The organism is Mesorhizobium sp. WSM4809 (assembly GCF_055811655.1).
Genome location: NZ_JBVVQW010000013.1, coordinates 133763 through 148002 on the forward strand (window position 1 = coordinate 133763; position 14240 = coordinate 148002).

13 protein-coding genes are annotated in these 14240 nt (G+C 59.1%); 6 read left to right on the plus strand and 7 right to left on the minus strand.

Annotation, left to right across the window (positions count from 1 at the left end; translation table 11 throughout):
* Positions 1 to 120: 120 nt before the first annotated feature.
* A complete protein-coding gene (locus AC0L24_RS25695; protein ID WP_127807836.1) occupies positions 121 to 798 on the plus strand; it encodes a GntR family transcriptional regulator in 678 nt (225 codons plus the stop codon).
* Between the two features lie 1225 nt (positions 799 to 2023).
* Positions 2024 to 2614 (plus strand): FAD-dependent oxidoreductase, encoded by a 591-nt coding sequence (locus AC0L24_RS25700; protein WP_245481789.1) that lies wholly within the window; start codon positions 2024 to 2026, stop codon positions 2612 to 2614.
* Between the two features lie 386 nt (positions 2615 to 3000).
* Here AC0L24_RS25700 and AC0L24_RS25705 read toward each other — a convergent pair whose 3' ends face one another.
* Both AC0L24_RS25705 and AC0L24_RS25710 read right to left on the minus strand, forming a co-directional pair.
* Positions 3001 to 3336: an ArsR/SmtB family transcription factor gene (locus AC0L24_RS25705; RefSeq protein WP_245481790.1), complete on the minus strand. Its 336-nt coding sequence runs from the start codon at positions 3334 to 3336 to the stop codon at positions 3001 to 3003.
* Positions 3320 to 4195: an ATP-dependent DNA ligase gene (locus AC0L24_RS25710; protein ID WP_473564275.1), complete on the minus strand. Its 876-nt coding sequence runs from the start codon at positions 4193 to 4195 to the stop codon at positions 3320 to 3322. Before AC0L24_RS25710 ends, AC0L24_RS25705 begins: the two co-directional genes overlap by 17 nt.
* Before the next feature lie 1681 nt (positions 4196 to 5876).
* On the opposite strand from AC0L24_RS25710, the gene AC0L24_RS25715 reads away from it, so the two are divergent.
* Positions 5877 to 6170 (plus strand): helix-turn-helix domain-containing protein, encoded by a 294-nt coding sequence (locus AC0L24_RS25715; protein ID WP_127319055.1) that lies wholly within the window; start codon positions 5877 to 5879, stop codon positions 6168 to 6170.
* Positions 6171 to 7329: 1159 nt separating this feature from the next.
* Here AC0L24_RS25715 and AC0L24_RS25720 read toward each other — a convergent pair.
* Together AC0L24_RS25720 and AC0L24_RS25725 are read right to left on the minus strand one after the other, a co-directional pair.
* On the minus strand, positions 7330 to 8436 hold the full coding sequence (locus AC0L24_RS25720; protein ID WP_127807838.1) for a PAS domain-containing sensor histidine kinase: 1107 nt from the start codon (positions 8434 to 8436) through the stop codon (positions 7330 to 7332).
* A 7-nt stretch (positions 8437 to 8443) separates the two neighbouring features.
* Positions 8444 to 9232, minus strand: coding sequence for an alpha/beta fold hydrolase (locus AC0L24_RS25725; protein WP_127807839.1), 789 nt, complete (start codon positions 9230 to 9232; stop codon positions 8444 to 8446).
* A 580-nt stretch (positions 9233 to 9812) separates the two neighbouring features.
* On the opposite strand from AC0L24_RS25725, the gene AC0L24_RS25730 reads away from it, so the two are divergent.
* The gene (locus AC0L24_RS25730; RefSeq protein ID WP_127332018.1) at positions 9813 to 9998 is read left to right on the plus strand and encodes a hypothetical protein; all 186 of its coding nucleotides are present in this window, start codon (positions 9813 to 9815) and stop codon (positions 9996 to 9998) included.
* A gap of 250 nt (positions 9999 to 10248) precedes the next feature.
* On the opposite strand, the gene AC0L24_RS25735 is transcribed toward AC0L24_RS25730, so the two are convergent.
* The 3 genes from AC0L24_RS25735 to AC0L24_RS25745 all read right to left on the minus strand — a co-directional run bounded on the left by AC0L24_RS25735 (position 10249) and on the right by AC0L24_RS25745 (position 12379).
* On the minus strand, positions 10249 to 11217 hold the full coding sequence (locus AC0L24_RS25735) for a manganese catalase family protein (protein WP_127395302.1): 969 nt from the start codon (positions 11215 to 11217) through the stop codon (positions 10249 to 10251).
* A gap of 98 nt (positions 11218 to 11315) precedes the next feature.
* Entirely contained in the window at positions 11316 to 11870 is a 555-nt protein-coding gene (locus AC0L24_RS25740; RefSeq protein ID WP_292630728.1) for a M20/M25/M40 family metallo-hydrolase, read from the minus strand.
* 11 nt (positions 11871 to 11881) lie between these two features.
* Positions 11882 to 12379 carry a zinc-binding metallopeptidase family protein gene (locus tag AC0L24_RS25745; protein ID WP_292136836.1) on the minus strand — a complete coding sequence of 166 codons (498 nt, stop codon included), beginning with the start codon at positions 12377 to 12379 and terminating at the stop codon, positions 11882 to 11884.
* Between the two features lie 453 nt (positions 12380 to 12832).
* Between AC0L24_RS25745 and AC0L24_RS25750 the strand changes: the two genes are divergently transcribed.
* On the plus strand, positions 12833 to 13006 hold the full coding sequence (locus tag AC0L24_RS25750) for a hypothetical protein (protein WP_127395301.1): 174 nt from the start codon (positions 12833 to 12835) through the stop codon (positions 13004 to 13006).
* 537 nt (positions 13007 to 13543) lie between these two features.
* Complete coding sequence (locus AC0L24_RS25755) at positions 13544 to 14068, plus strand: YciE/YciF ferroxidase family protein (protein WP_127807842.1); 525 nt, start codon at positions 13544 to 13546, stop codon at positions 14066 to 14068.
* Positions 14069 to 14240: the final 172 nt, after the last annotated feature.

Below are 14240 nucleotides of genomic sequence, written 5' to 3' on the forward strand. Positions count from 1 at the left end.
TAGGTGGCGCCTCGGGACATCCAATCCCGCTATCATCTTATGGTATACCATGCTATGGAGCGCCAAGTGCCTTGTCAACCGGGCATCGAATCTGTTTTCGTAGCGGCGCAGGAGGCATACATGCTAGACGACACGCTTCGCATCGACCGCAGCTCCAAGACCTTGAGGACGCTGGCGCTGGAGCGCATGCGCGAAGCGATCATGGATTTCCATTTCCAGCCTGGCGAAAGGCTTGTCGAACGGCCGCTTTGCGACCAGCTCGGCGTCAGCCGTTCCGTCGTGCGTGAGGTACTGCGGCAGCTGGAGGCAGAGGGGCTCGTGCAGATGATCCCTGGGCATGGGCCGGCCGTCGCCAGGCCGGACCTCGGCCGTACCGACGAGATCTACGAGCTTCGGGCTCTGCTTGAAGGCATCGCGGCCCGAGCCTGTGCCCTGTCGGCCACCGGCGAGCAGTTGGCAACGCTCGAAGGGGCGCTGGCGGATTTGTTCGATGCGTGGGCGTCGGCGACGCCGCCTGCGGTGATGCGGGCGACGACCAAATTCTACGAGGCACTGTTCGAGGCCGCCGACAAGCGTGTCGCCTGGGAAATCGTCTCCGGGCTGAATGTCCGCATCAACCAGCTTCGTTCGATGACAATCGTCTCGACCAACCGGCGCGAAGCGGCGATCGCCGAGATGAACGAGATCATGGATGCGATCCGCGCACACAAGCCGGAAGCGGCGGAAGCAGCAGCGCGGCGGCATGTCGAGTCCGCCTGGAAGATCGCCCGGAACACACTACGCGTCGATTGTCCTTAGTCTCACCACCAAATTTCCAACAGAGCCGATCGCCCACGAATCGGGCTGCGTGCGGAAGCTTTACATCACCTTAAGAGTGCCGCAGCAACACCCCGCTCTATGCAGAGGGTGCCTCTGGGGCTCGTCGCGTGGAGCGAGCGGTTTTCTTCGCTACTTCGATTCTCAGGAAGCTAATCACGCGGCCTCTCTTGTGTCATCGTAGCTGACAGCAGACTTCTCGAAAGCCAGATCACTCCGTCGAGCCCAGTTCCTCTCAGCATCGAGCAGCTCATTCTCCCCACTCAAACCGTTCATGAACAGCCTGAGTACGTGCGCAGCCGTGCGCTCTCCCGCCCGCGAAGCAACAGGTACGCCGCGCTCTTTGCAGACCGTCTCACAAACACGGGCAAGCATCACAATGTCGCTCGGTTCTAAAAATCCACCTGGATACAACATACCGTCCTCTGTTGGAAAGCTACGTGAGCCTTTGATTACGCTAGGTCACCGGCAGCAACAATCAACTATGATAGTCTGCACCTCGACTGGTCAGAAAATCTGAGCGACCTTCAGACGGTGGGCATCGCGCCACTCCGAGTCGGAAGGACAGAACTATCAGGCTAGGTTTTCCCGTTAGGTCGATTCGGTCCAATCGCGTGGGCCCGGGTAATGCGAACGGTCGCTCGTCTAATGGCAAGTTGGCCGGTGAAATGCCATGTCGGCATTTTCGGGCACCTGGAATTGAAGCCTTGCAAAAGCTGGAACCCCTCGGTGTCGCAGACCGCGCAAATCAAATCGAGGCGCGCACCGCCGCCCGGTGAGAGACACCTCGACGAGTTGCCGCGAAAATCCACCTTGAAGGCCTGACCGTCAGCTACTCATCCCCCTGCCAAAGCAGGGAACAAGATCCTTTGGGCAATGTTAGGCGCAATGCCAAGTTCTTCCTCCGGTCATGTGTTTGACGTGGCGATTGTCGGCGGCGGCCCCGCAGGACTTGCGGCAGGCATGTATCTGGCGAGATTCTTGCGTTCGGTGATCTTGGTCGACGCTGGCGACGCACGAGCCAAGCTCATTCCAAAATCGCATAACTGTCCTGGCTTCCCGGACGGCGTAGGCGCGCCAGAGTTGCTCGGCCGTCTCAAAGCCCAGGCACGGTGCAGGCGTTGTGGACGGTCGTGTAGCGGGCGCCGAGAAGCGCGACGGGACCTTTCTGCTGACGACCACCTTCGGGACCATCCGAGCACAGCGCATGGTTCTTGCAACCGGGATTGTGGACAAGGCCCCGGCAATAGAAGAGCTGGAGGAGGCGGTGGCGGCCGGCACCGTCCGACTGTGTCCGGTCTGCGACGCCTACGAGCCCGTGGGCAAGCGCATCGGCGTCGTAGGCCCAGTGCATCTGGCACTCAAGGAGGCCCTGTTCTTGAAGGAGTACAGGGGTCAGGTCACCTTGCTCGCCAGCTATCCGGAGGATATTTCCGAGGACGCTCGCGGCATGGCCTCGGCAGGCGTCATCGAATCTGGGACACCGTCGAGAATCTGGTCGCTCGGGCAACCGGGTTCGACGTTGTCATGGCCGACGGTGCGCCAATGCGGGACGTGGATGTGGTGTACCCCGCAATGGGCTCTGATGTGCGCTCTGAAACTTGCCGTCGCACTCGGTGCAGGGTGTGACGCGCAAGGATATGTTCTGGTCAGCCGACACCTCGAAACGTCCACTGCGGGCCTCTATGCCATTGGAGACGTGGCTGAGGGCCTCAATCAAATTGCCGTTGCGTTTGGTCATGCCGCCACCGCAGCAAGACCTATCGACAACGCACTTCAGTCTAGGCCGGGAAGCTGACCGGCCACCCTGCCATGGGGTAGCGTCTGACCTAACGAAGGCCGGCACGGTTGCGAATTTGGGGGTGGATCACGCCGTGCCGGCCAGTGCTGGACGCCCCAGCTCAGTTACGCTACCGGCACAATAGGAATCCAGCAATTAAACCTGATGGTCTAGGTAGCCCGTCGGCCATTCCGCGATAGCGCCTCCCCGACGATCCGTCGCTGTCAAAATGTGCACTGTTGAGCGCACACGTCGTCGCGACGGGGCGCCCACGATCTGCCCCGGTTCGCGATAAGCGCGGCGTCAAATTTCAAACTGATACGCTGCCGTAATGCGCGGTCCAACTACTTGCAAACGAACAGTCGAACTCCCTTGCCACAGGCCATCACCGAACCGACTGGCTGTCACGGATTGAGGTCAGAAAGCATGTCGTTTTCTACCCATCTTTCCAAAAGCTGAATGAGCTTCAGAGCCCGGTCGGTGCACGAATAAAAGGTTGTGTTCCTTTCGTGTCTCTTGGCAACCAAATCAAATTTCCGCAACATGACAAGATGCTGAGAGAGAGCGGGTTGGCTCAGTCCAACCCGAAATGCCAGATCGCGGACCCGTATCTCGCCTTTGGCCATTATGAACAGAGACAGAAGTCGCTTCTCGTTGCCCATGGCCGCGAGGAGCCCGGCCGCGGATGCGGCATAACTGGGCAACTTTTCCGATCTGTCTTCCTCAGCCAGCGCCACCACTGTTGATCTCCCACAGATCCTGCACGGGAGCATTGCGCAGCTTGGGCTCGCCGCGTAGCGTCCGGACGCGAGCGTTGATGTCCGGCTTCACCCATTCGACCTCAGGCGTGACCTGCGCCGTGGGAACGCCATTCGGTGGCCCGGCCTTGGCCTTCTGCTCGCGTGTCCAGAGCCAGTTCTTGATTGCATCGGTTTTGGCGATCACCGCCTTGCCGACATTCTTGACGTGTCGTGCGAACAGCCTCTCTGTCCACTCGCCGGGCTGCCGCTTGATCCCAATAAGTTCAAAATCAATGTCCCAGCACTTCAGCCAGACTGCATCCTTTGCCCCGCTGCGGTAAGGGGTGACCTTGCGCTTCGAGACGATACTTTTGAGGCTCATCCGATCGGCCGCTTCGTAGATCTCGACACCGCCTTCGACATGCTGGCTGCACTGGACGATGCCTTCGGCCGGCTGGATGAGCTCCCGCAGGATTGCCTTGCGCTCGACCGCTGGCCGCCAGCGCAGATCTTCGCCACTTTTGTGCAGGATATCGAAGGCGACGAAGGCGAGCAGCTCGGCATTCCACGCCATGCGCGAATGCATCGCGTGAAAGTTCGGCCGGCCGCCCGGCTGCGGCGCGATCATCTCGCCGCCGGGAATGAAGGATTTCGCTTTCAGCTGCTCGGCGGCAGTGACGACAGGCCGGTGACGTTTCAGCCGGTCTATCCCCATGCGGGTGAAGGTGAGCGCGCCGGCCCAATCGAGAATGATCTGGGTGCAACAGCCATCATCTTTGATTTCGCACAGCCAGCCGTTGCTAACCGGCGGCTTCAGCGCCAGGACAGGCTCCTGCGGCTTGATGAACTTCAAACGCATGAACTGACTCGCAAACTGCGATTCAATTTAGCACACGCTTAATTAGTCTCGTAGCATTTTAACGAGTCATTGACCGCGCTGCCCCGTTATAGGACGGCGCGGTCAAAACCCAACCGGACTGCGCAGGCGGCTCCGGCACTGAAGCGCCCGCCCGAATGCCGGAGCCGCCACTCACACCTAATATACCAGCAATGGTTGAATCAACCGTTACCGCACGTGCTTTCCTCTGCGCTTCCCTGATCGTTACACTGTTGACCGAGCGGACCGAACGCTTCTAGACGATGAAAGTTCGATGGAGAGGACGAAGCTACCCGATCGTGGGCCCGTAATCCCGGCAAGCGGCATGCAGGATAGCTCTAACCTGCCTGACGTGCGGTGAGCAGACAATGCGAAGCTTCGCTAAGCGATCTTGCACATTGACCCTCTGAGCGGTCGATCCCCTATGGACCGCTTATACAGGGTCCGCCGCCGGCGCCTCAATAGGCGGCGGGCCGCAGGTCCTAGGGCGCTCAAATCGAACGCGAAACAGCCGTCTCGCACTCATTTGCCGATGCCGCGAGACGGGCTGCGGAAGCTTCCACCCAGTACGAGGCTTCCAGCGTTCCGAACCTTGGCTGCTGAAGATTGCTCCGTTAGCTTTTGCTGAAGCGGGTACTTGTTATGCTGCGGTGATTTTTCGTCGCCATGAAAAAACTAGCTGCCTCGGACAGGAACGGCTTGGCCCGAGCGGCTGGAGTCGCAAGACCCGTGGGAGGATAGTCCAGTTTCCGGATCCCGGAAACAGTATAAGTCGAAGCCGCGCTACTCGGAACTCCCAGGCCCCGCCAACCATTCCCGTAGATCTTCTTCGATTTTCGCCAAGACGTAGCGAATAATTGGCACTCCGCACGCAGGATCTCCCCTTCGATGGGAAATTGCTTGAACGAGATCGTCCAGGCGATCTAGATAAGGTAGGCGGCTCATCAGCCTTCACCACGCTGCACCTCACATGCGCTCTCCATGAATGAGTACCCACCACGCCACCGAGCCGTGGCGGGTACTCAGCCAACCGCCGACGAAGGGACGATGATCGACGGTCACATTTCCAAATGTAGAAAAGGCTCCGTTGTTTCAGGGTCGGACCTTTGCGAGTCCATGTCGGGCTTCAGTCGGGCCCAGACACGATAGAGTGCCTGCAAGGTGTGTAGCAGCGCCAGCGCGAAGGCCCCGTCACTGACCAGCAATGATGGATTTCGGAAATCAGGTTGCCTGGTCCGCAAGACTCAGTGGGTCCGCCCCCACTTGCGGGTAGAGGCGGACCCGACCGAGGCTTGGGGGCCTCGACCGGCAGCGGGGGACGCTGCCGCTTTTTCAACCTGCCGCAGCATATCAGGTTCCGCTGATTCACAAAAAGCCCACCGGGAAGATGGCGGGCAGGTTCTGGAGTGTGCTGGGACCAACCAGCATAGGTCAACAAGCCGCGACAGGGTTGGTCCCGATAGCGGGCGGACGCCGCCAAGCGGCAGCCCTCGTTTCACCCGCCCGCTGCTTGTCCCACACTCTCGTCCCGGCGCCGCCTGTAGCCTGTCACATGCATCGCTGAGACATCGCTCGTAACGACCGTCCCCTCGCGGGGAAGATCGATCATCCGATGTCGCACAGATCGAAGGAACATTTTAGAGTTATCGAATGTTCACATCCTATGGACAGCCGAACCCAACTCTCAGCAGCTCAATCGAGAACAGCACGCGCCCTGCTGAACTGGTCGCGGGTGCGCCTTGCCGCAAAAGCCAGTCTCAGCGAAATGGCGATCAGAGATTTTGAGAACGGTATTCGAAATCCGCGTCCCCACAAGATCGCGGCCATGCGCCAAGCGTTTGAGGACGCGGGAATTACTTTCACCTTCGAAGGCGCTCAGTCGCTAGCCCGCCCTGAAGGTCATAGCGGTCTCGCCACCACCAATAGAATGTGGCGCCGCCGGCAGAGACAAGCATAACGATAAGGGTCCTTCATCCGCGTAGAGAGTATGTGTCTAGTGCGCGTGCCTGAGCATCGGTCTGCCGGCGACGACGCGCTCAAGCTGCTGGCACGCTTCGGCATGGTCGGCATCGCCGCCACAATTCTGTATGCCGCTTTGGTTACCGCTTTTATCGGAACGGCTCGCTGTCACCCCATCCAGCCCTCGCTTGGGGCATATGCCGCAGCCACCCTGTATTCGGACCTGGCTTACAGATCCCTGACGTTCGTGTCGGGCCCATCGCATCGAACTGAAGCTCCGCGTTTCCCGGCGATTCTTGACGCGCTCAGATAACATCGCGCCGTGTGACGGCGAGTCCTAGCCGCCTGCGCGGACGTCTCAATCGAGATGCCGGCCTTTCGCAGAATCGCCAGGAGTCTGGCAGGGGCATTGTTGTATTTGGTGGGTCATAAAGTTTTTGCGCCGGCCTTAGGAACATGCATCCGGAATCTAAGTTGTGGAACGTGCTTGGTGTGAGAACTCCCTCCCTCAAGTCCAAGCTCTGGTGCAGGGCCCGTCGCTGTGACCTCAGCGGCGGGCCAACCTGGAGAAACCCATGCAACCTTTTCGTAAGGCTGGAACCCGTTTGCAGCTCGGCTTCGGGCAGGTCTCAAAGCCAAGGCCCCCTCTAGTCGTGCCTTCAGCGGCCGGTCTACTCGTCAGACGCTCCACGGTCTCAATGATGGCCTTCGCCAGCGGCTCGGGTTGTAGTGACCAGTCAGCCCAATCCTCGGATGGTAGCACGCCAAGGGCGATATTTGCGGATCCGCGCCTGGACAGTTTGGCCTCCTACCAGAATACCGTTGAATTTACAGTTTGGTAAAAAATTTCCCATCAATCGTAGACTGACTTCGCGGCCGCCAGTGAGGAAGGAGGGTGACGGCCTTCCGGTGTCCTGCTCGGCTAGGAAAACCAAGCGCGATCCAAACTTCCATCCTGGGAGCAAGGTTGCCTTGAATCGAAAGTGGGTCCGCCCCACTGGCAGGCAGAGGCGGACTCGGCCGAGGGACCTCGACCGGCAGCGGGGACGCTGCCGCCGTTTCGAACCTGTTCCGACTATCAAGTTCCGCTAACGCACAAAAGAGCCCGTCACCTTCCGGCAGCGGGGGTGGAGAGCAGCCATGAGATAGTTGTGCGATCAATTTGCGGGGATACGGAGACTAAAGCGCGTTTGCTCCACATCGGAGACTACGTCCAAGCTTCCACCATGGGCGCGGGCAATTTCTGACGCGATGAAGAGCCCCAATCCCAGGCCCTGTTGGCGGCTCTTTGCCTCTCCTCGATAAAATGGCTGAAAGAGGCGTTGCAGCGCCGATTCCGGAATAGGCTTACCGCCGTTCGCAACCGACAGGCTAAAGAGGCCGTCCTGAACCTGCGCGGCTACCTTGATCGGAGTTTCAGGGTCGCCATGGGCGATGGCGTTTCCCATTAGGTTCGAGAAAAGCTGCGCGATCCTCGCATGATCAGCATCGATCATGCGTCCGTCCAGATTGAACGACACCTCGATCTGACGCTCCGGGTAGCTTGATCTTATCTCGTCAAGCACCTGCTGCAATGCGGGCTGGATCGGGTTATCGCGGTCCCTCGATAGTCCGAGCCCCCCTCCAAGTCGACCTCTCGCGAAATCCAAGACATTGTCGATCAAACCGCTCATCCGGGAAACGCTGGCCAGCATGAGGCGCAGGACTTGGGAGGTTTTTTCGTCGCTGGTGTCAGAGCTTCGGGCCAGCATGTGGACGCCAGCAGATATCGAAGCCAGGGGATTTCGAAGGTCGTGGCCAAGCACCGCTATGAACTGCTCGCGCAGTTCCGCAGTCTGTTGTGCGGAATTCAGGCCGATCTGCAGCTCGCGTCTGGCCTCACTCAGCTCTCGCTCGTAGCGTCGACGCTGCGTCGCGCGAAAGAGCGCCACGCGTGTCTCAATTAATTCTCCAGTGGGCGTCCGCTTTTCCCAGGCGTTGGCTAGGACTGACAGGCTCTCGCCATCCGACTTCATCACGTCCAACGCAACCTCATCAAAGGAGCCCTGCATCCTCAACAAGGGAGCGAAATGTGTCTCATAGAACATTCTTCCGGCGATATTGAGGATGTCACGGAAGCGTTTCCCGACAACTGCCTCCCTAGAAAACCCGGTCCATTTGTAGAAAGTAGTGTTTGCGTCGTCGATGCGCCCATCGGCAGCTACAACGAGGTAGCCACAAGGCGCGTTCTCAAAAAGGTCGAGGTATCTGTTACCAGCGTTCATTGTGTAGTCAGACGAACGACCGTATCGCCGCAACAACTTCGTGCGGCGAGCTGAGATTTGGGCAGTGGCCGACCGCGTCGAGGTGAACCAATTTACTGCCCGCGATGTGGTCGCGGACGTACTCACCGACTTGATCGCCGGCAATGATGTCGTCGGAACACTGCAGCACTAGCGTCCGCGCGGTGACTTTCGGCAGGTCGGCTCTGTTGTCGGATGTGAATGTGGCCCGCGCGAATTCACGAGCGATGTCGGGATCAGTTCGACAAAAGCTGTTGGTGAGCTCCTCAGCAAGTTCCGGCCGATCCGCGTTCCCCATGATTGCTGGCGCCATCGCGGCCGACCAGCCCATGTGGTTGTCGGCTAGAGATGAAAGCAGGCCCTCGACATCAGCCTCTGAAAAGCCGCCGACATAGCCGTCATCGTTTATATAGCGCGGAGACGGACCAACCAAAACAAGGGTCTCGAATATTTCGGGTGCCTTCAAGGATGCGAGCACCCCGATCATTGCGCTGACGGAATGCCCGACGAATACCGTTTTCCGCAATTCGAGAGCCCGACCGATTTCAATGAGGTCATCCGCGTAGCCGTCCAGCGAGGCGTATTTAGCGCTGTCGTACGCAGACAGGTCGGACTTCCCAGCCCCTACCTGGTCGAAAAGTACGGTGCGAAAATCGTGGCGGAATGCAGGCTCGACAAAACGCCACATGTTTTGATCACAGCCGAAGCCGTGGGCAAACACCATCGTTTTAGGTCCCGTGCCATGAGCCAGAACATTGTTGCGCTTCAGAACGTACATGTCTTCAGACCAGAGGAAATCGACACCTAAATAGCCCGTCTGAAAAAAACTTCAAATGGCAACGAAATGACGCCCGCACTCGGAGCGTATCTCTAGTCTGCACGTGGAGTTGATGAAGTTGTTCGTATAACCATATGGCGCAGCTCATTCCGGTGCTCGTTGTCGAGGACGACGAACTCATCCGGATCGATATCGTCGACTTCCTTGGGCATGAGGGGTTCGTCGATTACGAGGCAGCCGGTGCGGACGAGGATTCTGCTTCTGGAACAACATCCATCGGTTTGAATGCTGTCGGGAGACGATGCGAGGATACGGATAGCGGAAAATTCGCTCACGCGCATTGGTGTGGAGTTCGTCCATGGGGAAAATACCTTCTCCGCTTGAGGCACGCTTGGACATGAGGCGTGAAGCGCAAAAGAGCTGGGGATGCTATTGGTAGCGAGACGTCTGCCGGTAACATATCGCTCAACAATTACCCCGCCTGCTAGGCCGGGCACTGTCTCGGTTGAAGTTTATCCGCCCTATCTGTCGCACGACGGGCCGATCTCCTATATGCTTAGCGGAAAGCATGTGAGTGCCAATGCCCTTCACTGTCATCTGGTATGGAAGACGCGGCATCGTCGACAAAGTGTCCTTCGACGCGGAGAAGGCGGCAAAAGACCATGCCATCGCGATGTTCCCGACCCGTAAGGGTGACGATGGGATCGTTTCAGTTGAAGTTCGTAAAGACAACGGCGCCGTCGTCTTTAGTCACGCGGAGAACTGAGAGAGCGAGGCCAGCGCCACAGCCGCCATCGATCCGTTCGATCTGCCGGGGGCGCGGATCGGCCGGCAATACCTCCAGCTGTGGCCTCGATCCGCGGCTGCGCCGAGAACGACTGGCCTGTCGCCGATGTCGTCGGACGGCTTGAATTGGGGCGCTGGGATCGAGCGGTCGATCTCCGAATATTCATTCGGCACTCGGGCCAAACTCGCCATTGCCGCCGCGCTGCTCGGCGCGCCATCGCTGCTCTAAACTAACGCTTACGTGCGCGTTTGACAGCAGCCTCTGCCACGGCCGGGGCCTCCTGAATGCTTGCCGGGCCGCCAAAATCCGCGTTCTTGGTTCGGCCAGCTCCCGGGCCAGCGCCCAGATCAGCGCCTGTGATCGGATCGGAGGCCGGATCAGAAAGAGTACGGTCGGCCATCTTGGCCACAACCTTCATGTCTCTGGCGCCCATCTTGACGGTTGCCAAGCCGTCTCCGCCGTCGACGGGCATCACCTCTTCAAGGTCATCGATCCGATCCCACTCTTCGCCGGAATTCCATGGACCATTGGTATCGCCGTCACCTTGAGAGGTATTGACGTACATGCTGGCGTACTTCTCGATGCCTGGGAGCTTGCCTGACGGGAAATTGTTTTCGATGGCGTAGAGTGCTTTCTCAAACGACTTTTGGTGAGCGATCTCGCGTGTCATCAGGAAGCCGAGCGCGTCCTTGATGCCCGGATCATCGGTGATGTTGATGAGGCGTTCGTAAACGATCTTGGCGCGCGCTTCAGCGGCGATATTCGACCGCAAATCCACCGTAGGTTCACCGCGTGAGTCGACATAGGCCGCGGTCCAGGGAACGCCGGCTGAGTCGCACAGCGCGGGAGCACCGCCGAACAGGATCGATTCCTTGGCTGTTGTACCGCTGGCGCCGATCATCAGATAAAGGTCCGCTTCTTTCATCTGGCCCTCGGCAAGTTGTGCCTTGAGCCCCTTGTTCAGCATGGTGACGATCGATCCCACCACCTCAAGGTGGCTGAGTTCTTCAGTGGCTATGTCGAGCAACATGTCGCGACGGCCAAGATCATCCTCGCCAAGGCCTTGCGTGAAATACCGCATCGCCGCCGCAAGCTCACCATCGGCGCCACCGAATTGTTCCATGATCATGCAGGCCAGGCGGGGATTAGGCTCCGAAACGCGGACGGTGTATTGCAGGCGCTTGTTGTGCATGAACATCGGCAGTCCTCCAGGGGGTTGGCTTGCCCAACATCCGCCTACGAGGATTGTTCCACATTGCATCGAGTGACGCAGTGGATCCGCGAGGCCATGGCGCGCTATGGGGTGAAATCCGTGTCGGGACGCACATCGCGGCAAAACGCGCACACTAGTTCGATCGTCGCTTCGATGTCGGCGAGACACAAAACCTCGGATGGGGTATGCATGTAGCGTAGAGGCACGGACAAGAGTCCCGTGGCGGCACCTCCGCGGCTAGTTTGCAGGAGGCGGGCATCGGTCGGGCTTTTGTCTCCGTAGGCCTGCAACTGATACGGAAGACCCCTACGATCCGCGGCTCCCTTGAGAAGGTCGAACACTAAGGGGTTGGTGCTTGGGCCTTGCGAGAGTCCGGGACCTTTCCCAAGGTCCAACTTACCTTGGTCTTCTGCCCTGGCGAGCGGGTAATCCATGGCCACCCCCATGTCTACCGCTAGCGCAGCATGCGGGCCGAGATTGAAGGCTGCTGTTTGGGCGCCTCTTGATCCTATCTCCTCCTGAACCGTCCCCAACACGTATACGCCCACCTCGGGATGCAGGCCGCCATCCTGTTTGAGCCGCCTTACGATCTCCGTGCCAATAAAGAGGCCCGCCTTATTGTCGAAAGCGCGTGCCATCGCGCGATCACCTAAAGCATCGTGAAGCTTGCATTCAGAGTGACCGGGCTGCCAATTTTCACGACTTTTTCCGCCTCCTCCCGCGACCTGGCGCCAATATCGATCCACAGATCCTTCAAGCTGGGAGTCTGGCTGCTATCGGACAATTTGAATGCCTGTATGGCCTTGCGACCAATCACGCCCGCAACCCGCTCAGCACCGTGTATCCAGACCCGCTGCCCGATCTCTGTAGCGACGTCGGTGCCACCAATTGTGTTGAAGAACAGGAAGCCATTTTCATCGATGTAATGAACAATGAAGCCGATTTCATCCATGTGCCCAGCGTACATGACGCGAAAGCCGGCTTCCGGGTTCAGGATTGCGCTCACATTGCCCAGCACATCGGTCGTCACCTTATCTGCAAACTCGCGGACGTTGTCCCGATAGAGCTTGGCGACGGGCTGTTCGAATCCGCTTGGGGAAGGCGTCGCAATGAGCGCCTCCAGATAGGAAAAAGACTGGGCGCGCACGTTTTCCTCCGGGTGCTGGAAAGAACATGTTGTCTGAGCTAATCCACGCCCGATGTGTTGGTTCCAATCGGAGCAGCAAGACAGATTGCACGGGCCTGGAGGAGGCGAGCCGCGCCGGCCTGGAAGGCTTGAAAAGATCTGGCGAGAGCGGCGCTGAAGGAGCGCGATTAGGCAGCAATTATTCGTCGAGGTCAGGGATGAAAGCGGCGAAAAACTGCTGAGGCTCTGAATTCGTCTGCAGGTCACAGCGATGGGATGACAGATCCCGAATGGCCACAGCTAAGTCCGGCGCCAGGCATCTCTTGAAAAGTTTTGCGATCTCGGAACAATCGCGCCAAACCACAGTTCCAGCCAGGCAGTGGAGCTGCAAGATTTGTGACCCGATCGCGCGTGGCCCTCCCACGGCGCCGGCGCTCGATCACCAGCAGGCGATATAATCGGGACGATAGCTCGATGGGCAAGAAGGCCAAGCAGAACACCGGGTCTCGGGCGGATCGCGAACGGGCCATCGAAGCGAACTACTTTGCCCGAAAGTGCGGCCTCACCAAGGACGAGGCACTCAAGATTCTCAAGAACGCGTGTCGCAGGATCGATGAACAAGCGAAACGGCGGTCAGGCGACCAGTAGAAGAAATCGTCGCTCGATCGTCGCAACCGATGGCAGCGCATGATCTACTTCACCCCCGACACACCTTTTCGACAATCCGCTTCAACGATCCGGATGCGCAGGCCGGGGTCCCGTTTAGACCGGCAGAGGCAGCCGAGCGACCATTGCGGCATGCAATATGTGCCGAAAAGCCGCGCGATCTGGTTCTCACAACAGTTGCCCACAAAGCTCTGAGCAGGTCGTTCCGGCGCCGCGGCCCCCCGACTACCGTCTTGTCAACATGATCGCCGAAAGCGTGGCCTGCAATCGACTTCGATCGTCCAGGCGAGAACGCCGTTAAGGCGCGGCAGGCGGCTTAACAAGCGGCCGCGAGGCTAGGCTAGCGCAGAGGCGACATGGCGCCGTTTGGCGCCGGTTGTGCCGACCATAACGGAGCGAGATGCCCACGGGTCCTTGCTCGTGCTTCCCACGATGTCTTTGAGGGCGAGGAACAACGGATGGCCTTGGTTGTTAGAGCCCATATGCCGCGACGCATTGAACTCGAAGTGGGAGATGGAGATGGCGACGAAAAAAAGCGCCCAGAGCAGCACAAAGGGCTTGGAAGATCTCTTTTACGAAGCCTTGAAGGACATATACTACGCCGAGCGTAAGATCTTAAGTGCCCTCAAGAAAATGGCCAGGGGTGCCGAATCGCAAGAGTTGACCGCCGCGTTCGAGAAGCACCGCGACGAGACTGAGGGCCAGGTCGAGCGGCTGCAGCAGGTGTTCGAAATTTTCGGCAAGCGCGCGCAGGGCAAGACCTGTCCGGCCATCGACGGCATTCTTGAGGAAGGCCAGGAGATTCTGGAGGAGTTCCAGGAGGCGCCGGCCCTCGACGCCGGACTTGTCGCCGCGGCCCAGGCCGTTGAGCATTATGAAATTGCCCGCTATGGCACGCTTGTGACCTGGGCAGGGCTGCTCGGCTTGAATGACGCCGTCCAACTGCTTCAGCAGACGCTCGAGGAAGAGAAGGCAACTGACGAGGCGCTGACTCAACTCGGACAAGCCGGCGTAAACGAAAGGGCGCTGCAGGAAGCCGCCTAGCTGGACCCGTTTCAGTCTGCTGGGAGACCCAGTCCATGAACATCGCCGGAAACGTGGCCCCCCCCGGCGGGGCCCCCCCCCCCCCCCCCCCCCCGGCGCCGCCCCCCCCCCCCCCCGAGACCCCCAAAACCCAAAAACCCCCCCCAGTGCACGCAACCGTGAGCTTAGTAGG